The organism is Streptomyces sp. CB01373 (genome assembly GCF_002803075.1).
Taxonomy (GTDB): domain Bacteria; phylum Actinomycetota; class Actinomycetes; order Streptomycetales; family Streptomycetaceae; genus Streptomyces.
The window spans coordinates 25,023-38,902 of sequence record NZ_NNBK01000006.1 but is presented as its reverse complement, the minus strand read 5'-3'; the positions used below and the strand labels follow the sequence as shown (position 1 = coordinate 38,902).

Below are 13,880 nucleotides of genomic sequence, written 5' to 3'. Positions count from 1 at the left end.
CTCCGCACCCGCGCTCGTCCCCACCCCCCACCCGCGCTCGTCCCCACCCCCCCACCCAACGAGGGTCCGCTCCCGGCACCGGGAGCGGACCCTCGTGACGTCGTTAAGGTGAACCCATGAGTACAAGCCAGCGCTTCGACCGCGGCCACACCGACGACCTGATGTCCTTCCTGGCGGCGAGCCCGTCGCCGTACCACGCCGTGGCGAACACGGCCGAGCGGCTGGAGAAGGCCGGCTTCCGCCAGGTCTCGGAGACGGACGCGTGGGACGGCACGGCGGGCGGAAAGTACGTGCTGCGCGGCGGCGCGATCGTGGCCTGGTACGTCCCCGAGGGCGCGGCGCCGCACACCCCCTTCCGCATCGTCGGCGCGCACACCGACTCCCCCAACCTGCGCGTCAAGCCGCTGCCCGACACCGGGGCGCACGGCTGGCGCCAGGTCGCGGTGGAGATCTACGGCGGCCCGCTGATGAACTCCTGGCTCGACCGCGACCTGGGCCTGTCCGGCCGGCTCACACTGCGCGACGGCTCCACCCGCCTGGTCAACGTCGACCGTCCGCTGCTGCGCGTCCCCCAGCTCGCGATCCACCTGGACCGCCAGGTCTCGGCGGAGGGCCTCAAGCTGGACAAGCAGCGGCATCTGCAACCGGTGTGGGGCCTGGGCGACGACGTCCGCGACGGCGATCTGATCGCCTTCCTTGAGGCGGAGGCGGGACTCGCGGCGGGCGAGGTGGCCGGCTGGGACCTGATGACGCACTCCGTGGAGGCCCCCGCCTACCTGGGCCGGGACCGTGAGCTGATGGCCGGGCCCCGGATGGACAACCTGCTGTCGGTGCACGCCGGCGCCGCGGCGCTCGCGGCCGTCGCGACGGGGGCGCCGGAGCTGCCGTACATCCCGGTGCTGGCCGCCTTCGACCACGAGGAGAACGGCTCCCAGTCCGACACCGGCGCGGACGGCCCGCTGCTCGGAGGCGTGCTGGAGCGCTCGGTGTTCGCGCGCGGAGGGTCGTACGAGGACCGGGCGCGCGCCTTCGCCGGCACGGTCTGCCTGTCCTCCGACACCGGCCACGCCGTCCACCCCAACTACGCCGAGCGGCACGACCCGACCCACCACCCGCGCGCGGGCGGCGGCCCCATCCTCAAGGTCAACGTCAACAACCGCTACGCGACGGACGGTTCGGGACGCGCGGTGTGGGTGGCGGCCTGCGAGAAGGCCGGTGTCCCCTTCCAGTCCTTCGTCTCCAACAACTCCATGCCGTGCGGCACGACCATCGGCCCGATCACCGCGGCCCGACACGGCATCCGCACCGTCGACATCGGCGTGGCCATCCTGTCGATGCACAGCGCCCGCGAGCTGTGCGCCGCCGACGACCCGTTCCTGCTGGCGAACGCGCTGGTGGCGTTCCTGGAGGGCTGAGCGGCACGGCCTCCCTGTCCATGAGGCGCCGCCTCCGCATGGTCACCCGGCTTGCGGGTACCCGGAGTTGACCGGAAGGGACCGGCACGGCCGGACCCTCCGGATCCGACACCGGACAGGGAGGCGACACTCATGGGCCTCGGCGGCTGCATCATCCTCATCGCCGTGGGAGCCATCCTCACGTTCGCGACCGACTGGCACATGCAGGGAGTCAACCTGCACATGGTCGGCGTCATCCTGATGATCGTCGGCCTGATCGGCGTCACGACGTTCAGCAGCATCTACCGCCGCCGCCGCGTCATGGTGCCTCCCACCACGGTCGTCGAAGAGGATCACCACCACCACGCACGCGACGGCTACAGCGACGGCTACGGCCTCTGAGCCGCGTACCGAGCCGACCCCGCGACCACGGAACATGACGGGCAGACGGCGACAAGCCCGAGCATTCCCGCCGGCCCAACCCCTCGTCGTGCTGTGTGAACATCGTGAAGACTTTCCGCCCTCGACATCATCACGACGGGGGGGGTGACACGGCGCCGCCGGAGCCCTTGGGGGGGTCAGCCCGCCGCGCTCTCGTCCATCCCGGCCAGGACGAGTGGCAGCCGGTCCGTCGCCCCCTCGGTGAGGCGGACCGGAACGCCCCAGTCCTGCTGGTGCACATGGCAGGCGGGGTACTCGTTAGCGGGGTCGTCGTCGCAGGATGCCGCCATCGCGGAGACGTGCAGGACACCCTCCGCGACGGCGGGGTTCAGCTCCAGCTCGCGGCACAGGTCGGTGTCCGCGCCCTCGCCCTTCAGCAGCAGCTCGGGCGGGGTCGAGGAGACCAGCAGCCGGGTCGACGGCCCGTACCGGGTGTCGAGCTTCTGGCCCGCCGGGGCCTGGAAGATCACGTCGAGGCGGAGGCGGCCGGGGGCGACCTCCGTGGCGGAGCGCTGGGTGCGGTGGGCGACCGCCTCGACCCGTACCGCCTCCTCCGGCAGGCGCAGCCGGGTCAGCCGGTGCCGCGCCGACTCCACCACCACGATGTCGTCGCCGACGAGCACCGCGTCGCTGGGCTCACGCAGATCGGTGGCGAGCGTCGTGACCTCACCGGTCGCCGGGTCGTAGCGGCGCAGGGCGTGGTTGTAGGTGTCGCTGACGGCGACCGATCCGTCGGGGAGCGCCGTGACACCCAACGGGTGCTGGAGAAGCGCCTGTTCGGCCGCGCCGTCCCGGTGCCCGAAGTCGAACAGACCCGTGCCGACGGCGGTGTGGACGTGCCCTTCGAGGTCCACCCAGCGCAGGGCGGACGTCTCGGAGTCGGCGAGCCACAGCCGGTCGGGCGTGGCCGCGAGCCCGGAGGGCTGCGCGAACCAGGCGTCCGCGCCGGGCCCGTCGACGAGCCCCTCGTTCGTGGTCCCCGCCGTGACGGCGACGCTCCTGTCCGCCGGGTCGTAGGCCCAGAGCTGGTGCACGCCCGCCATGGCGATCCACACCTTGCCGTTCCACCAGGCCACGTCCCAGGGCGAGGACAGCTTCACGTCCAGGGCGGGGCCGGACGTGGCCTCGCCCTGCATCCACTGGTGTCCGGTGCCCGCCAGCGTCGTGGTCACGCCCGTCTCCGGGTCGAAGCGCCGCAGGGCGTGGTTGACCGTGTCGGCGACCACGACGGTGCCGTCCGGCAGGAGCGCGAGCCCCTGCGGCTCCTGGAACCGGGCCCGGTCCGGGCCGCCGTCGGTCATCCCCCGGCCGCCCTGGCCGATCCGCCGCACCACGGTCTCGCCGTCCTCCGCCAGCTCCACCAGCTGGTGCCGGGTGGTGTCGCTGACCAGGAAGTTCCCGGAGGGCAGCAGCAGTGCCTTGCCCGGGAAGCGCAGGGTGGTGGGCTCCGGCTCCGGCGGCACGTACGGCCCGTCGCCGCGGCGCAGGGTGCCCTTCGCCTCGTGCTCGGCCTCCAGCTCCTCCACCAGCCGCTCGATCGCGTGCGCGTGCCCCTCGCCGGCGTGCTGCGCGACGACGTAGCCCTCCGGGTCGATGACGACGAGCGTCGGCCAGGCCCGTACCGCGTACTGCTTCCAGGTGGCGAGCTCCGGGTCGTCGAGCACCGGGTGCTCCACCCCGTACCGCTCCACCGCGTCGACCACCGCCTGGTGCTCCGCCTCGTGCACGAACTTCGGCGAGTGCACCCCGACGACCACGACCGTGTCCCGGTGCCTCTCCTCCAGCTCGCGCAGCTCGTCCAGGACGTGCAGGCAGTTCACGCAGCAAAACGTCCAGAAATCCACAACAACGCACTTGCCGCGCAGGTCGGCGAGCGTGAGGTTCTTCCCGCCCGTGTTGAGCCAGCCGCCCTTGCCGATCAGTTCGGGGGCGCGTACGCGGGCGCGTCGGGGTGCCGTGTCGTTCATGGGACCAAGGGTGCCACCCGGCGGCGGTGGCCCGTCCGGCGCGGTGCCGTACGGGGTTTGTCGGAGCACCGGCGGCGTCGCGGGGGCGGAGCCGGGGAAGCGGTGAGGGCATGAGATTCCTCGTACGCGACCGGATTTTCGGCATCGGTGACGACTACTGGATCGAGGACGAACACGGCCGCAAGGTCTTCCTCGTCGACGGCAAGGCGATGCGGCTGCGGGACACCTTCGAGCTGAAGGACGCCCACGGCCGGGTCCTCATCAACATCCACCAGAAGATGCTCGCGCTGCGGGACACGATGGTGATCGAGCGGGGCGGCGAGGCCCTGGCGAAGATCAGGCGCAAGCGGCTGTCGCTGCTGCGCAACCACTACCGGGTGTCCCTGGTGGACGGCACCGAGCTCGACGTCAGCGGCAAGATCCTCGACCGGGAGTTCGCCGTGGAGTACGACGGCGACCTGCTCGCGGTGATCTCCCGGCGCTGGCTGAGCGTCGTGGAGACCTACGGCGTCGACATCGTGCGCGAGGACGCCGACCCCGCGCTGCTGATCGCGGTGGCGGTGTGCGTGATCCACCTGGCGGAGAAGGAACGCGAGCACCGGTAGGCGCCAGGAGTCGTCCCGGCGCCGAGGAGAAGCCCCGGCGCTGGACGCCGTCCTGGCCGCGAGGAGAAGCCCCGGCGCGAGAGGTCCTAGACGTCGTCCTGGCGGCGTGGAGGTGCCAGGCCGAGGATCCGGTCCTTCAGGGCCGGGAACTGGTCCCGGGTGGCCTGCACCCTCGCCGGGTCGAGGTCGACCGTGAGGACCTCCTCGCCGGGGCCGGCCTCGGCCAGCACCTCGCCCCAGGGATCCACCACGATCGAGTGACCCGCCTGCGGAACTCCCGCGTGCGTCCCGGCCGTTCCACAGGCGAGCACGAACGCCTGGTCCTCCACCGCCCGCGCCCGGGCCAGCAGCGTCCAGTGCGCACGCCGGCGCTCGGGCCAGCCCGCCGGGATCACCAGGGTCTGCGCGCCCGCGTCGACGAGCCCGCGGAAGAGTTCGGGGAAACGGAGGTCGTAACAGGTCGCGAGGCCCAGGGTGGTGTCCGGCAGAGGGACCGTCACCAGTTCCCGCCCCGCGCTCATCAGCACGGCCTCGCCCTTGTCGAAGCCGAAGCGGTGGATCTTGCGGTAGACGGCGGCCGGCTCGCCTGAGGGGGAGAAGACCAGGGAGGTGTTGTAGAGCGCGTCCCCGCCCCCGGCCGGATCGCCGTCGGACGCGACGCGTTCGGGGATCGAGCCGGCGTGCAGCCACACGCCCGCGTCGCTCGCCGCCTTGGCCATCGCCTCGTAGGTGGGGCCCTCCAGCGGTTCGGCCTCGCGTTCGAACTCCTCGAAGGCGAAGGCCCCGGTGGTCCACAGCTCCGGGAGCACCACGAGATCGGCCCCGGCCTGCTCGCACACCAGTGCGGCCACTCGCCGACGCCGCGAATCGACCGATTCGCCCTCGTCCACGGCAATCTGGATCAGCGAAGCGCGCACACTACCACCGTCCTGGCACTCGAGTCGTCCGGACAGGCCTACGATCGTCACACGAAAGCACTGCCGGGCTGCCTCACAGCAGCGTAACTTGGGGGTACCTCCTGCTCGTAGCGGAGCGAGAACCGGGGGGAGTTCCAAGACACCCGCCGACCGCAGCCACCTCCCACTGGCAATGCCATCACATCCTGCCCGTGTACCGACCGCCGAGGGGTCCCGTTCCGTGAGTCTGCATCCCACCCTCCAGCCCTACGCCGATGCCTGGACCCACTCCGTCGAGGCGATATCGGAGCTGATGCAGCCCCTGGTGGAAGCCGACTGGAACCGGCGCACCCCGTGCCCCGGCTGGTCGGTCCGTGACGTGGTCTCGCACATCATCGGCATGGACTGCGAGATGCTGGGCGACCCGCGGCCCATCCACGCGCTGCCGCGCGACCTGTTCCACGTCACCAACGAGCACCAGCGCTACATGGAGATGCAGGTCGACGTCCGCCGCCACCACACCTCGCCGGAGATGACCTCCGAGCTGGAGTACACGATCATCCGCCGCAACCGCCAGCTGCGGAACGAGACCCGCGACCCCGGCACCAAGGTGCGCGGTCCGCTCAGCGCGGAGATCACCCTCGAAGAGGCCATGCGCTACCGGGCCTTCGACATCTGGGTGCACGAGCAGGATCTGCGCGTGGCCCTCGGCCGGCCCGGCAACCTCGACTCGCCGGGCGCCCACGTCGCCCGTGACCATCTACTGGCCGCCCTCCCCGACGTGGTCGCGGCCAAGGCGGACGCCCCGCGCAGCTCGGCGATCGTCTTCGACGTGCACGGCCCGGTGGAGTTCCTGCGCACGATCCGCGTCGACATCCAGGGCCGCGGCACCCTGGAGACGGCCCCGGCCCTCGGCCCGGCGGCGACCCTGGCACTCGACTGGGAGACCTACGTACGCCTGGCCTGCGGCCGGACCACCCCGGATGCGGTCGCGGACCGGGTGAAGACGGAGGGCGACCTGGACCTGGCGGAGGCGATCCTGCGGAACTTCGTGGTGACGGCCTAGGTGTTCTGTCCGGGGCGGTTGGTGGCCGCGGACGGATGTGCTTCCCCCGGAGTGAGCCGGATCTGCCGTGCTCCGGCGGCCGGGGGAAGGCGCCGCTCGGCCGCGGCGGCGGTGGGCGCACCCGCGCCCGTCCGTCCCTCGTCGGCGGCTCGACGCGCCGTCACGCCGGCACGTGCACCGTCTCCACCCGGCTGGCGACCAGCCGCTCCCGCTCCCGGCGGGCCGCCTTCCTGCGCAGCCGCAGGATCTGGCTCACGCCCAGCGCCTGAAGCACGAACACCACCGAGAAGGCGATCCGGTAGTCGCCCCCGGTCGCGTCCAGCAGCACCCCGACCGCGAACAGCGTCGTCATCGAGGCCACAAAGCCACCCATGTTGGTGATGCCCGACGCCGTCCCCTGGCGCTCCGCCGGATTCGCCGGGCGCGCGAAGTCGAACCCGATCATCGAGGCCGGCCCGCACGCGCCGAGCACCAGGCACAGCACGACCAGCAGCCACACCGGCGCCCGTCCGCCCGGATACGCCAGCGTCACCGCCCACATGGTCGCGGTCGCCGCCACCGTGCCGAGCGCGAGCGGCAGCCGTGCCGCGTGGTGCCGGGCGACGATCTGGCCGTAGACGAGCCCGACGGCCATGTTGGACACCACGACGAGCGTGAGCAGTTCCCCCGCGTCCGCCCGCGACAGGCCCTGGGCCTCGACCAGGAACGGCAGCCCCCACAGCAGCAGGAACACCATCGCCGGGAACTGCGTGGTGAAGTGCACCCACAGCCCGAGCCGCGTCCCGGGCTCCCGCCAGGCCGCGGCGATCTGCCGGCGTACGTAGACGGCGCCCTGGTGGGGCATCGGCTCCGGCTCGTGGCCCTCGGGGTGGTCCTTGAGGAACAGCACCAGCAGGACCAGCACCACCGCTCCGGCCAGCGCGCTGCCCGCGAAGGCCGCCGTCCAGCCCACCCCGTGCAGCAGCCGGGCCAGCACCAGCGTGGACACCAGGTTGCCGGCCATTCCGACCAGTCCGGCCATCTGGGCGACCAGCGGACCGCGCCGGACGGGGAACCAACGGGTGCCCAGCCGCAGCACGCTGATGAACGTCATGGCGTCCCCGCAGCCGAGCAGCGCGCGCGAGGCGAGCGCGGTGCCGTACGACGGGGAGAACGCGAAGCCGAGCTGGCCGGCCGTGAAGAGCACGGCGCCGATGGCCAGCACCTTCTTGGTGCCGAGCCGGTCGACGAGCAGACCGACGGGTATCTGCATACCGGCGTAGACGAGGAGTTGGAGGATCGAGAACGTCGACAGAGCCGAGGCGCCCACGTGGAAGCGGTCGGCCGCGTCGAGGCCGGCGACGCCCAGGGACGTGCGGAAGATGACGGCGACGAAGTAGACGGCGACGCCGATGCTCCACACCGCGACGGCACGCCGGCCGCCGGGCGGATCGCCGGGCAGGGCGGCAGGCGAGGAGGCCGACGAGGACGAGGCGCTCACCGGACCTCACCCCGCGCGAGGTGGGAGAACCAGTTGACGTGCCGGTGCACGACCTCGACGGCCGCCTCCGCGTCCCCCGAGCGCAGCGCGTCCAGGATCTGCTCGTGCTCGGCGAGCGTCTTGGCGAGCCGGTCGGGGTGGGAGTGCATGACGGCGACGCCCATGCGCAGCTGCCGGTCGCGCAACTGGTCGTAGAGCCGGGACAGGATCTCGTTGCCGCCGCTGCGGACGATCTCGGCGTGGAAGCAGCGGTCGGTGACGGCGGCCGCGGCGAAGTCACCCGCGGCGGCCTCCTTCTTCTGCTTCAGCAGCAGTTCCTCGAGCCGCTCGATGAGCCCCGGCGGCGCGGGTACGGCCTTCCTGGCCGCGTGCTCCTCGACCAGTTGCCGGGTCTCGACCACATCGGCGATCTCCTGTGCGGAGACCGGCAGGACGAGGGCGCCCTTCTTCGGGTAGAGCCTGATGAGCCCCTCGACCTCGAGCCGCAGCAGAGCCTCGCGCACGGGCGTCCGCGATACTCCGACGGCCTCGGCCAGCTCACCCTCGGTCAGCAGGGTGCCGCCCTGGTAACTGCGGTCCAGGACGGCCTGTTTGACGTGCGTGTACACGCGGTCGGCGGCGGGGGGCTGTTTCACGGCCATGCTCATGCCCACAGCATAGATACAACACGTACGCAAGGCCCGCCCCATCCAGCATGCGGACCATACGGGCCCGACGGGAAATCCACCCCGGAAACCGCACAACCTTCCACGTCGCCCGCGAGTCAGACTGGTGCGGCACCACCTTGTGGGCTTTCAACTCTGCCGCACCGCAGAGGAATTCGACATAATCGGGGTACCTCACTTGAAAACCGGCATCCAGGGCATCCGTATCCGCAGAGCCGCAGCGGTCACCGTGACCGCGAGCGCCGTGCTCGCCGCCGGGGCCCTCACCGCGGCACCCGCGCAGGCCGTCGCCACGCCGTCGATCGTGGCCAAGGGCGGCTTCGTGATGGACGACGGGACGGGCAAGACCCTTTACGCCAAGACCGCGGACACCAAGCGTTCCACCGGCTCCACCACGAAGATCATGACCGCCAAGGTCGTGCTGGCCCAGCCGAAACTGAACCTCGACGCCAAGGTCACCATCCAGAAGGCGTACAGCGACTACGTCGTCAAGAACAACGCCTCCCAGGCCCACCTGATCGTCGGCGACAAGGTGACCGTCCGCCAGCTGCTGTACGGCCTGATGCTGCCTTCGGGCTGCGACGCCGCCTACGCGCTGGCCGACAAGTACGGTTCGGGCTCGACGCGGGACGCGCGGGTGAAGTCCTTCATCGGCAAGATGAACAGCACCGCCAAGAGCCTCGGCATGACGAACACGCACTTCGACTCGTTCGACGGCATCGGCAAGGGCAACAACTACTCGACGCCGCGCGACCTGACGAAGCTGGCGCGCAGCACGATGAAGAGCGCCACGTTCCGTACGGTCGTGAAGACGAAGTCGTACACGGCCAAGACCGTCACCAAGACGGGCAGCACCCGCACGATGGGCAAGTGGACGAACACGAACACGCTGCTCAGCAGCTACAGCGGCGCCATCGGCGTGAAGACGGGCTCCGGCCCGCAGGCCGGCGCCTGCCTCGTCTTCGCCGCCACCAGGAACGGCAGGACCGTCATCGGCACCGTCCTGGCCTCTTCCACGTACGCCCAGCGCGCGACGGACGCGACGAAGCTCCTGAACTACGGCTTCGCCCAGAAGGGCTGACCGCCCCACCGGCCCCACCGGGCCGAAAGGGCCCGCCGCTGAGACCAGCGGCGGGCCCTTCTCGTGTGCCCCGCACCTCCGGACGGAGGTGCGGGGCGCCGTTGTGCCGTGGGCCGTCAGGCCCAGGTGATCAGTCGCTTCGGCTGTTCCAGGATCGCGGCCACGTCGGCCAGGACCTTGGAGCCGAGTTCGCCGTCGACCAGGCGGTGGTCGAAGCTGAGGGCCAGCGTGGTGACCTGGCGGGGCTTGACCTTGCCCTTGTGGACCCACGGCTGGAGCTTGATCGCGCCGACCGCGAGGATCGCCGCCTCGCCGGGGTTGAGGATCGGCGTGCCGGTGTCGACGCCGAAGACGCCGACGTTGGTGATCGTCACCGTGCCGCCCTGCATGGCCGCCGGGGACGTCTTGCCCTCACGGGCCGTCGCCACCAGCTCGCCGAGGCCCTGCGCGAGTTGCGGCAGCGTCTTGGCGTGGGCGTCCTTGATGTTCGGCACGATCAGGCCGCGCGGGGTCGCCGCCGCGATGCCCAGGTTGACGTAGTGCTTCAGGACGATCTCCTGAGCCGCCTCGTCCCAGGACGCGTTGATCTCCGGGTTGCGCTTGATGGCGACCAGCAGGGCCTTGGCGATCAGCAGCAGCGGGTTGACCCGCAGCCCCTGCATGTCCTTGTCCTGCTTGAGCTCCTCGACCAGCTTCATCGTGCGCGTCACGTCCACCGTCACGAACTCCGTGACGTGCGGGGCCGTGAACGCCGAGCCGACCATCGCCGCCGCCGTCGCCTTGCGGACGCCCTTGACGGGGATACGGGTCTCGCGCGCCCCGTCGTGGCTCACGGCGGGAGCCGGAGCCGCGGCCACCGGCGCCGGAGCAGCCGCAGGCTCGGGGGCCGTGGGTGCGGCCGGTGCCGCCACCGCCGCGTGCACGTCCTCGCGGGTGATGATGCCGTCCGGGCCGGACGGCACGACCGTGGCGAGGTCCACGCCCAGGTCCTTGGCCAGCTTGCGCACCGGGGGCTTGGCCAGCGGGCGGGGCCCGGCGGGCGCCGCGGCGGCCGCGGTGCCGTGCCCGTTCAGCTCCGCCCTGGGTGCCGTCGCCGCCGGGGCGGCCACGGCCTCCGGGCCCTTGCGCGGGCGGCGCTTGGTGGAGGACACCGAGACGCCGTAGCCCACCAGCACCGGCTGGCGGCCCTGCGGCTTCTCCTCCTCGTCCGTGCCCTGCTCGGTCTTCGGCTCGGCCACCGGAGCGGCCTGCGCGGGTACCTCGGCCGGAGCCGCGCCCGCGACCTGCACCGCGATGATGGACGTGCCCACGTCCACCGTGGTGCCCTCGGCGAAGTGCAGCTCGCGCACCACCCCGTCGTAGGGGATGGGCAGTTCGACAGCCGCCTTGGCGGTCTCGACCTCGCAGACCACCTGTCCGTCGGTGACCGTGTCACCGGGCTGGACGTACCACTTGAGGATCTCCGCCTCGGTCAGACCCTCGCCGACATCCGGCATCTTGAACTCGCGCACGGACGCATCGGTCATCGTCGTCACGAACCTCTCCTCAGTACGCCAGCGAGCGGTCGACGGCGTCGAGCACGCGGTCCAGGTCCGGCAGGTAGGACTCCTCCAGGCGGGCCGGCGGGTACGGCGCGTGATAGCCGCCGACCCGGAGCACCGGAGCCTCCAGGTGGTAGAAGCAGCGCTCGGTGATCCGGGCGGCGATCTCCGCGCCGGAGCCGAAGAACACCGGCGCCTCGTGGACCACGACCAGACGGCGCGTCCGCTCCACCGAGGCCTGGATGGCGTCGAAGTCGATCGGGGAGACCGAGCGCAGGTCCAGGACCTCCAGGGACTTGCCCTCCTCGGCGGCCGCGGCGGCGACCTCCTGGCAGAGCTTCACCATCGGGCCGTAGGCCGCCAGGGTCAGGTCCGTGCCCTCGCGGACGACCTGCGCCTTGTGCAGCGGGGCGGGGATGGCCTCGGTGTCGACCTCGGCCTTGTCCCAGTAGCGCCGCTTGGGCTCGAAGTAGATCACCGGGTCGTCGCTCTGGATGGCCTGCTGCATCATCCAGTACGCGTCCGACGCGTTGGAGGGGCTGACGATCTTCAGGCCCGCCACATGCGCGAACAGCGCCTCGGGGGACTCCGAGTGGTGCTCGACCGCGCCGATGCCGCCGCCGTAGGGGATGCGGACGACGACCGGCAGCTTGACCTTGCCCAGGGAGCGCGCGTGCATCTTCGCGAGCTGCGTGACGATCTGGTCGTACGCCGGGAAGACGAAGCCGTCGAACTGGATCTCGACCACCGGGCGGTAGCCGCGCAGGGCGAGGCCGATCGCGGTGCCGACGATGCCGGACTCGGCGAGCGGGGTGTCGATGACGCGGCTCTCGCCGAAGTCCTTCTGCAGCCCGTCCGTCACCCGGAACACGCCGCCGAGCTTGCCGACGTCCTCACCCATGATGAGGACCTTGGGGTCGTTGTCCAGGGCACGGCGCAGCGACTCGTTGATCGCCTTGGCCAGGGCCATCTTCTCCGCAGCCATGTTCAGACCCCCTCTGCGTCCGCGAACGACGCCTGGTAGGCGGCGAACTGGGCGCGCTCCTCGTCGACGAGCGCATGCCCGTCCGCGTACACGTTCTCGAAGATGGCGAAGAGGTCCGGGTCGGGCATGGCACGGACCGCTTCGCGCACTCGCCTGCCCAACGCCTCGCTCTCGGTCTCGAGTTCCGCGAAGAATCCCTCGTCCGCGTGGTTTGCGGCCTCCAGGTGGCGGCGAAGGCGCAGGATCGGGTCCTTCGCCTCCCAGGCCAGGCGCTCCTCGTCGCCCCGGTACCGGGTGGGGTCGTCGGAGGTGGTGTGGGCGCCCATGCGGTAGGTGAACGCCTCGACCAGGGTGGGGCCCTCGCCGTTGCGGGCGCGCTCCAGCGCCCACTTGGTGACCGCGAGGCACGCCAGCACGTCGTTGCCGTCGACGCGGACGCCGGGGAAGCCGAAGCCGGCCGCCCGCTGGTAGAGCGGGACCCGCATCTGCTTCTCGGTCGGCTCGGAGATCGCCCACTGGTTGTTCTGGCAGAAGAACACCACGGGGGCGTTGTAGACCGCGGAGAAGGTGAACGCCTCGGCCACGTCGCCCTGGCTGGAGGCGCCGTCGCCGAAGTAGGCGACGACCGCGGAGTCGGCGCCGTCCTTGGCCACGCCCATCGCGTAGCCGGTGGCGTGCAGCGCCTGGGAGCCGATGACGATCGTGTAGAGGTGGAAGTTGTTGCCGTTGGGGTCCCAGCCGCCGTTGTTCACCCCGCGGAACATGCCGAGCAGGTTGGTCGGGTCCACCCCGCGGCACCAGGCGACGCCGTGCTCGCGGTAGGTCGGGAAGACGTAGTCGTCCTCGCGGGTGGCTCGGCCGGAGCCGATCTGGGCGGCCTCCTGGCCGAGCAGCGAAGCCCACAACCCCAGTTCGCCCTGGCGCTGCAGGGCGGTGGCCTCGGCGTCGAAGCGGCGGGTGAGCACCATGTCGCGGTACAGGCCGCGAAGCTCGTCGGCGGTGATGCCGGCGACGTACTTGTCGTACTCGGCGTTCTTGACGCGCTCGCCCTCGGGCGTCAGCAACTGCACGAGTTCGGGGTCGGCGCCCTTCTTGGCGCCGGTACGCCGCCTGGTGCCGGCGGCTTTCGTGCCGGTCGCGCCGGCCTTGCTTCCGGCGCTGCGTCGCGATGTGCGCGCGGCAGTGCTCTCCACGGTCACGTGTGCTCCTCCGTCGGTCCGGCCCCGGGGTTGCCGGTAGCCAGTGCGGCTCACCTGTTCCGGACCACCGGGCACGGGGTGGGTGCCACTCGGCCGGGAACAGGCGTGACAGGTGCCCCGGCGAGCGCCCTGCAGCAGTCACGTTACCCAGTGCTCCACATTTCTGGGAAACCCCTCCTGACCTGGGCGTTTCCTTGGATTTCCAAGTATTTACGCTTGGACGTCCAAGTACCTCGCCGGACAGTCGGGGCAGCCGCTGGTCACAGCCGTGCAGGGGGCCGGAACACCGGCACGTTATCCCGGTCACCCCCGAGTCGGGAAGAGTCGACGAATGGCCGGAACTGCTCTTGATGGATGCCCCCGCCCGGGGGACGGCGGGAAGGGACCTGGCGGGGGCCGGACGGGACCCGCCCCGCTGCGACAAGCGGGACTCGGGCAGGGGGCGCATCGGCGCGCGGCGGGCGGTCGCGGGACGACATCGCGACCTTACGTGACCGAAAGCGACCACCGACGACTTTCTGTGACAAGCCCCAGCTCACAGCCTCCGACGGTGCCCTAGC

At 71.3% G+C, this 13,880-nt stretch carries 13 protein-coding genes; 5 read left to right on the top strand and 8 right to left on the bottom strand.

All coding sequences use genetic code 11. The features are described 5' to 3' along the window. Window positions 1–116: 116 nt before the first annotated feature. A complete protein-coding gene (locus tag CG719_RS10690) occupies window positions 117–1,415 on the top strand; it encodes a M18 family aminopeptidase (protein WP_100568325.1) in 1,299 nt (432 codons plus the stop codon). A 132-nt stretch (window positions 1,416–1,547) separates the two neighbouring features. Further along, a complete protein-coding gene (locus CG719_RS10685; protein WP_100568324.1) occupies window positions 1,548–1,796 on the top strand; it encodes a DUF6458 family protein in 249 nt (82 codons plus the stop codon). Window positions 1,797–1,972: 176 nt separating this feature from the next. On the opposite strand, the gene CG719_RS10680 is transcribed toward CG719_RS10685, so the two are convergent. Then, window positions 1,973–3,802 (bottom strand): NHL domain-containing thioredoxin family protein, encoded by a 1,830-nt coding sequence (locus CG719_RS10680; RefSeq protein ID WP_100568323.1) that lies wholly within the window; start codon window positions 3,800–3,802, stop codon window positions 1,973–1,975. A 110-nt stretch (window positions 3,803–3,912) separates the two neighbouring features. On the opposite strand from CG719_RS10680, the gene CG719_RS10675 reads away from it, so the two are divergent. Then, complete coding sequence (locus tag CG719_RS10675; RefSeq protein ID WP_100568322.1) at window positions 3,913–4,407, top strand: LURP-one-related/scramblase family protein; 495 nt, start codon at window positions 3,913–3,915, stop codon at window positions 4,405–4,407. Window positions 4,408–4,493: 86 nt separating this feature from the next. Here CG719_RS10675 and CG719_RS10670 read toward each other — a convergent pair whose 3' ends face one another. Further along, window positions 4,494–5,324 (bottom strand): carbon-nitrogen family hydrolase, encoded by an 831-nt coding sequence (locus CG719_RS10670; RefSeq protein WP_100568321.1) that lies wholly within the window; start codon window positions 5,322–5,324, stop codon window positions 4,494–4,496. 220 nt (window positions 5,325–5,544) lie between these two features. On the opposite strand from CG719_RS10670, the gene CG719_RS10665 reads away from it, so the two are divergent. Beyond that, entirely contained in the window at window positions 5,545–6,369 is an 825-nt protein-coding gene (locus CG719_RS10665) for a maleylpyruvate isomerase family mycothiol-dependent enzyme (RefSeq protein WP_100568320.1), read from the top strand. On the opposite strand, the gene CG719_RS35340 is transcribed toward CG719_RS10665, so the two are convergent. The 3 genes from CG719_RS35340 to CG719_RS10655 are packed head-to-tail and all read right to left on the bottom strand — an operon-like array spanning window position 6,366 to window position 8,496. Further along, window positions 6,366–6,533, bottom strand: a complete 168-nt coding sequence (locus CG719_RS35340) for a hypothetical protein (RefSeq protein ID WP_159024841.1) — start codon at window positions 6,531–6,533, stop codon at window positions 6,366–6,368. The two genes, CG719_RS10665 and CG719_RS35340, sit on opposite strands and share 4 nt — an antisense overlap. Continuing rightward, window positions 6,530–7,849 carry an MFS transporter gene (locus CG719_RS10660; RefSeq protein WP_100568319.1) on the bottom strand — a complete coding sequence of 440 codons (1,320 nt, stop codon included), beginning with the start codon at window positions 7,847–7,849 and terminating at the stop codon, window positions 6,530–6,532. The genes CG719_RS35340 and CG719_RS10660 overlap by 4 nt, the downstream gene beginning before the upstream one ends. Next, the gene (locus tag CG719_RS10655) at window positions 7,846–8,496 is read right to left on the bottom strand and encodes a GntR family transcriptional regulator (RefSeq protein ID WP_100568575.1); all 651 of its coding nucleotides are present in this window, start codon (window positions 8,494–8,496) and stop codon (window positions 7,846–7,848) included. The genes CG719_RS10660 and CG719_RS10655 overlap by 4 nt, the downstream gene beginning before the upstream one ends. Window positions 8,497–8,692: 196 nt before the next feature. Between CG719_RS10655 and CG719_RS10650 the strand changes: the two genes are divergently transcribed. Next, window positions 8,693–9,595, top strand: coding sequence for a D-alanyl-D-alanine carboxypeptidase family protein (locus CG719_RS10650; protein WP_100568318.1), 903 nt, complete (start codon window positions 8,693–8,695; stop codon window positions 9,593–9,595). Window positions 9,596–9,711: 116 nt separating this feature from the next. Here CG719_RS10650 and CG719_RS10645 read toward each other — a convergent pair whose 3' ends face one another. The 3 genes from CG719_RS10645 to pdhA are packed head-to-tail and all read right to left on the bottom strand — an operon-like array spanning window position 9,712 to window position 13,320. Continuing rightward, window positions 9,712–11,130, bottom strand: coding sequence for a dihydrolipoamide acetyltransferase family protein (locus CG719_RS10645; protein ID WP_100568317.1), 1,419 nt, complete (start codon window positions 11,128–11,130; stop codon window positions 9,712–9,714). 10 nt (window positions 11,131–11,140) lie between these two features. Next, window positions 11,141–12,121: an alpha-ketoacid dehydrogenase subunit beta gene (locus CG719_RS10640; RefSeq protein WP_100568316.1), complete on the bottom strand. Its 981-nt coding sequence runs from the start codon at window positions 12,119–12,121 to the stop codon at window positions 11,141–11,143. Window positions 12,122–12,123: 2 nt separating this feature from the next. Then, window positions 12,124–13,320 (bottom strand): pyruvate dehydrogenase (acetyl-transferring) E1 component subunit alpha, encoded by a 1,197-nt coding sequence (gene pdhA / locus CG719_RS10635; RefSeq protein WP_100568315.1) that lies wholly within the window; start codon window positions 13,318–13,320, stop codon window positions 12,124–12,126. Window positions 13,321–13,880 lie beyond the last annotated feature (560 nt).

What these genes read in the sequence shown, in the direction of transcription:
- CG719_RS10655 (WP_100568575.1), bottom strand. Translation starts at nt 8,496, where the DNA reads ATGAGCATGGCCGTGAAACAGCCCCCCGCCGCCGACCGCGTGTACACG.
- CG719_RS10680 (WP_100568323.1), bottom strand. Translation starts at nt 3,802, where the DNA reads ATGAACGACACGGCACCCCGACGCGCCCGCGTACGCGCCCCCGAACTG.
- CG719_RS10640 (WP_100568316.1), bottom strand. Translation starts at nt 12,121, where the DNA reads ATGGCTGCGGAGAAGATGGCCCTGGCCAAGGCGATCAACGAGTCGCTG.
- CG719_RS10675 (WP_100568322.1), top strand. Translation starts at nt 3,913, where the DNA reads ATGAGATTCCTCGTACGCGACCGGATTTTCGGCATCGGTGACGACTAC.
- CG719_RS10690 (WP_100568325.1), top strand. Translation starts at nt 117, where the DNA reads ATGAGTACAAGCCAGCGCTTCGACCGCGGCCACACCGACGACCTGATG.
- CG719_RS10685 (WP_100568324.1), top strand. Translation starts at nt 1,548, where the DNA reads ATGGGCCTCGGCGGCTGCATCATCCTCATCGCCGTGGGAGCCATCCTC.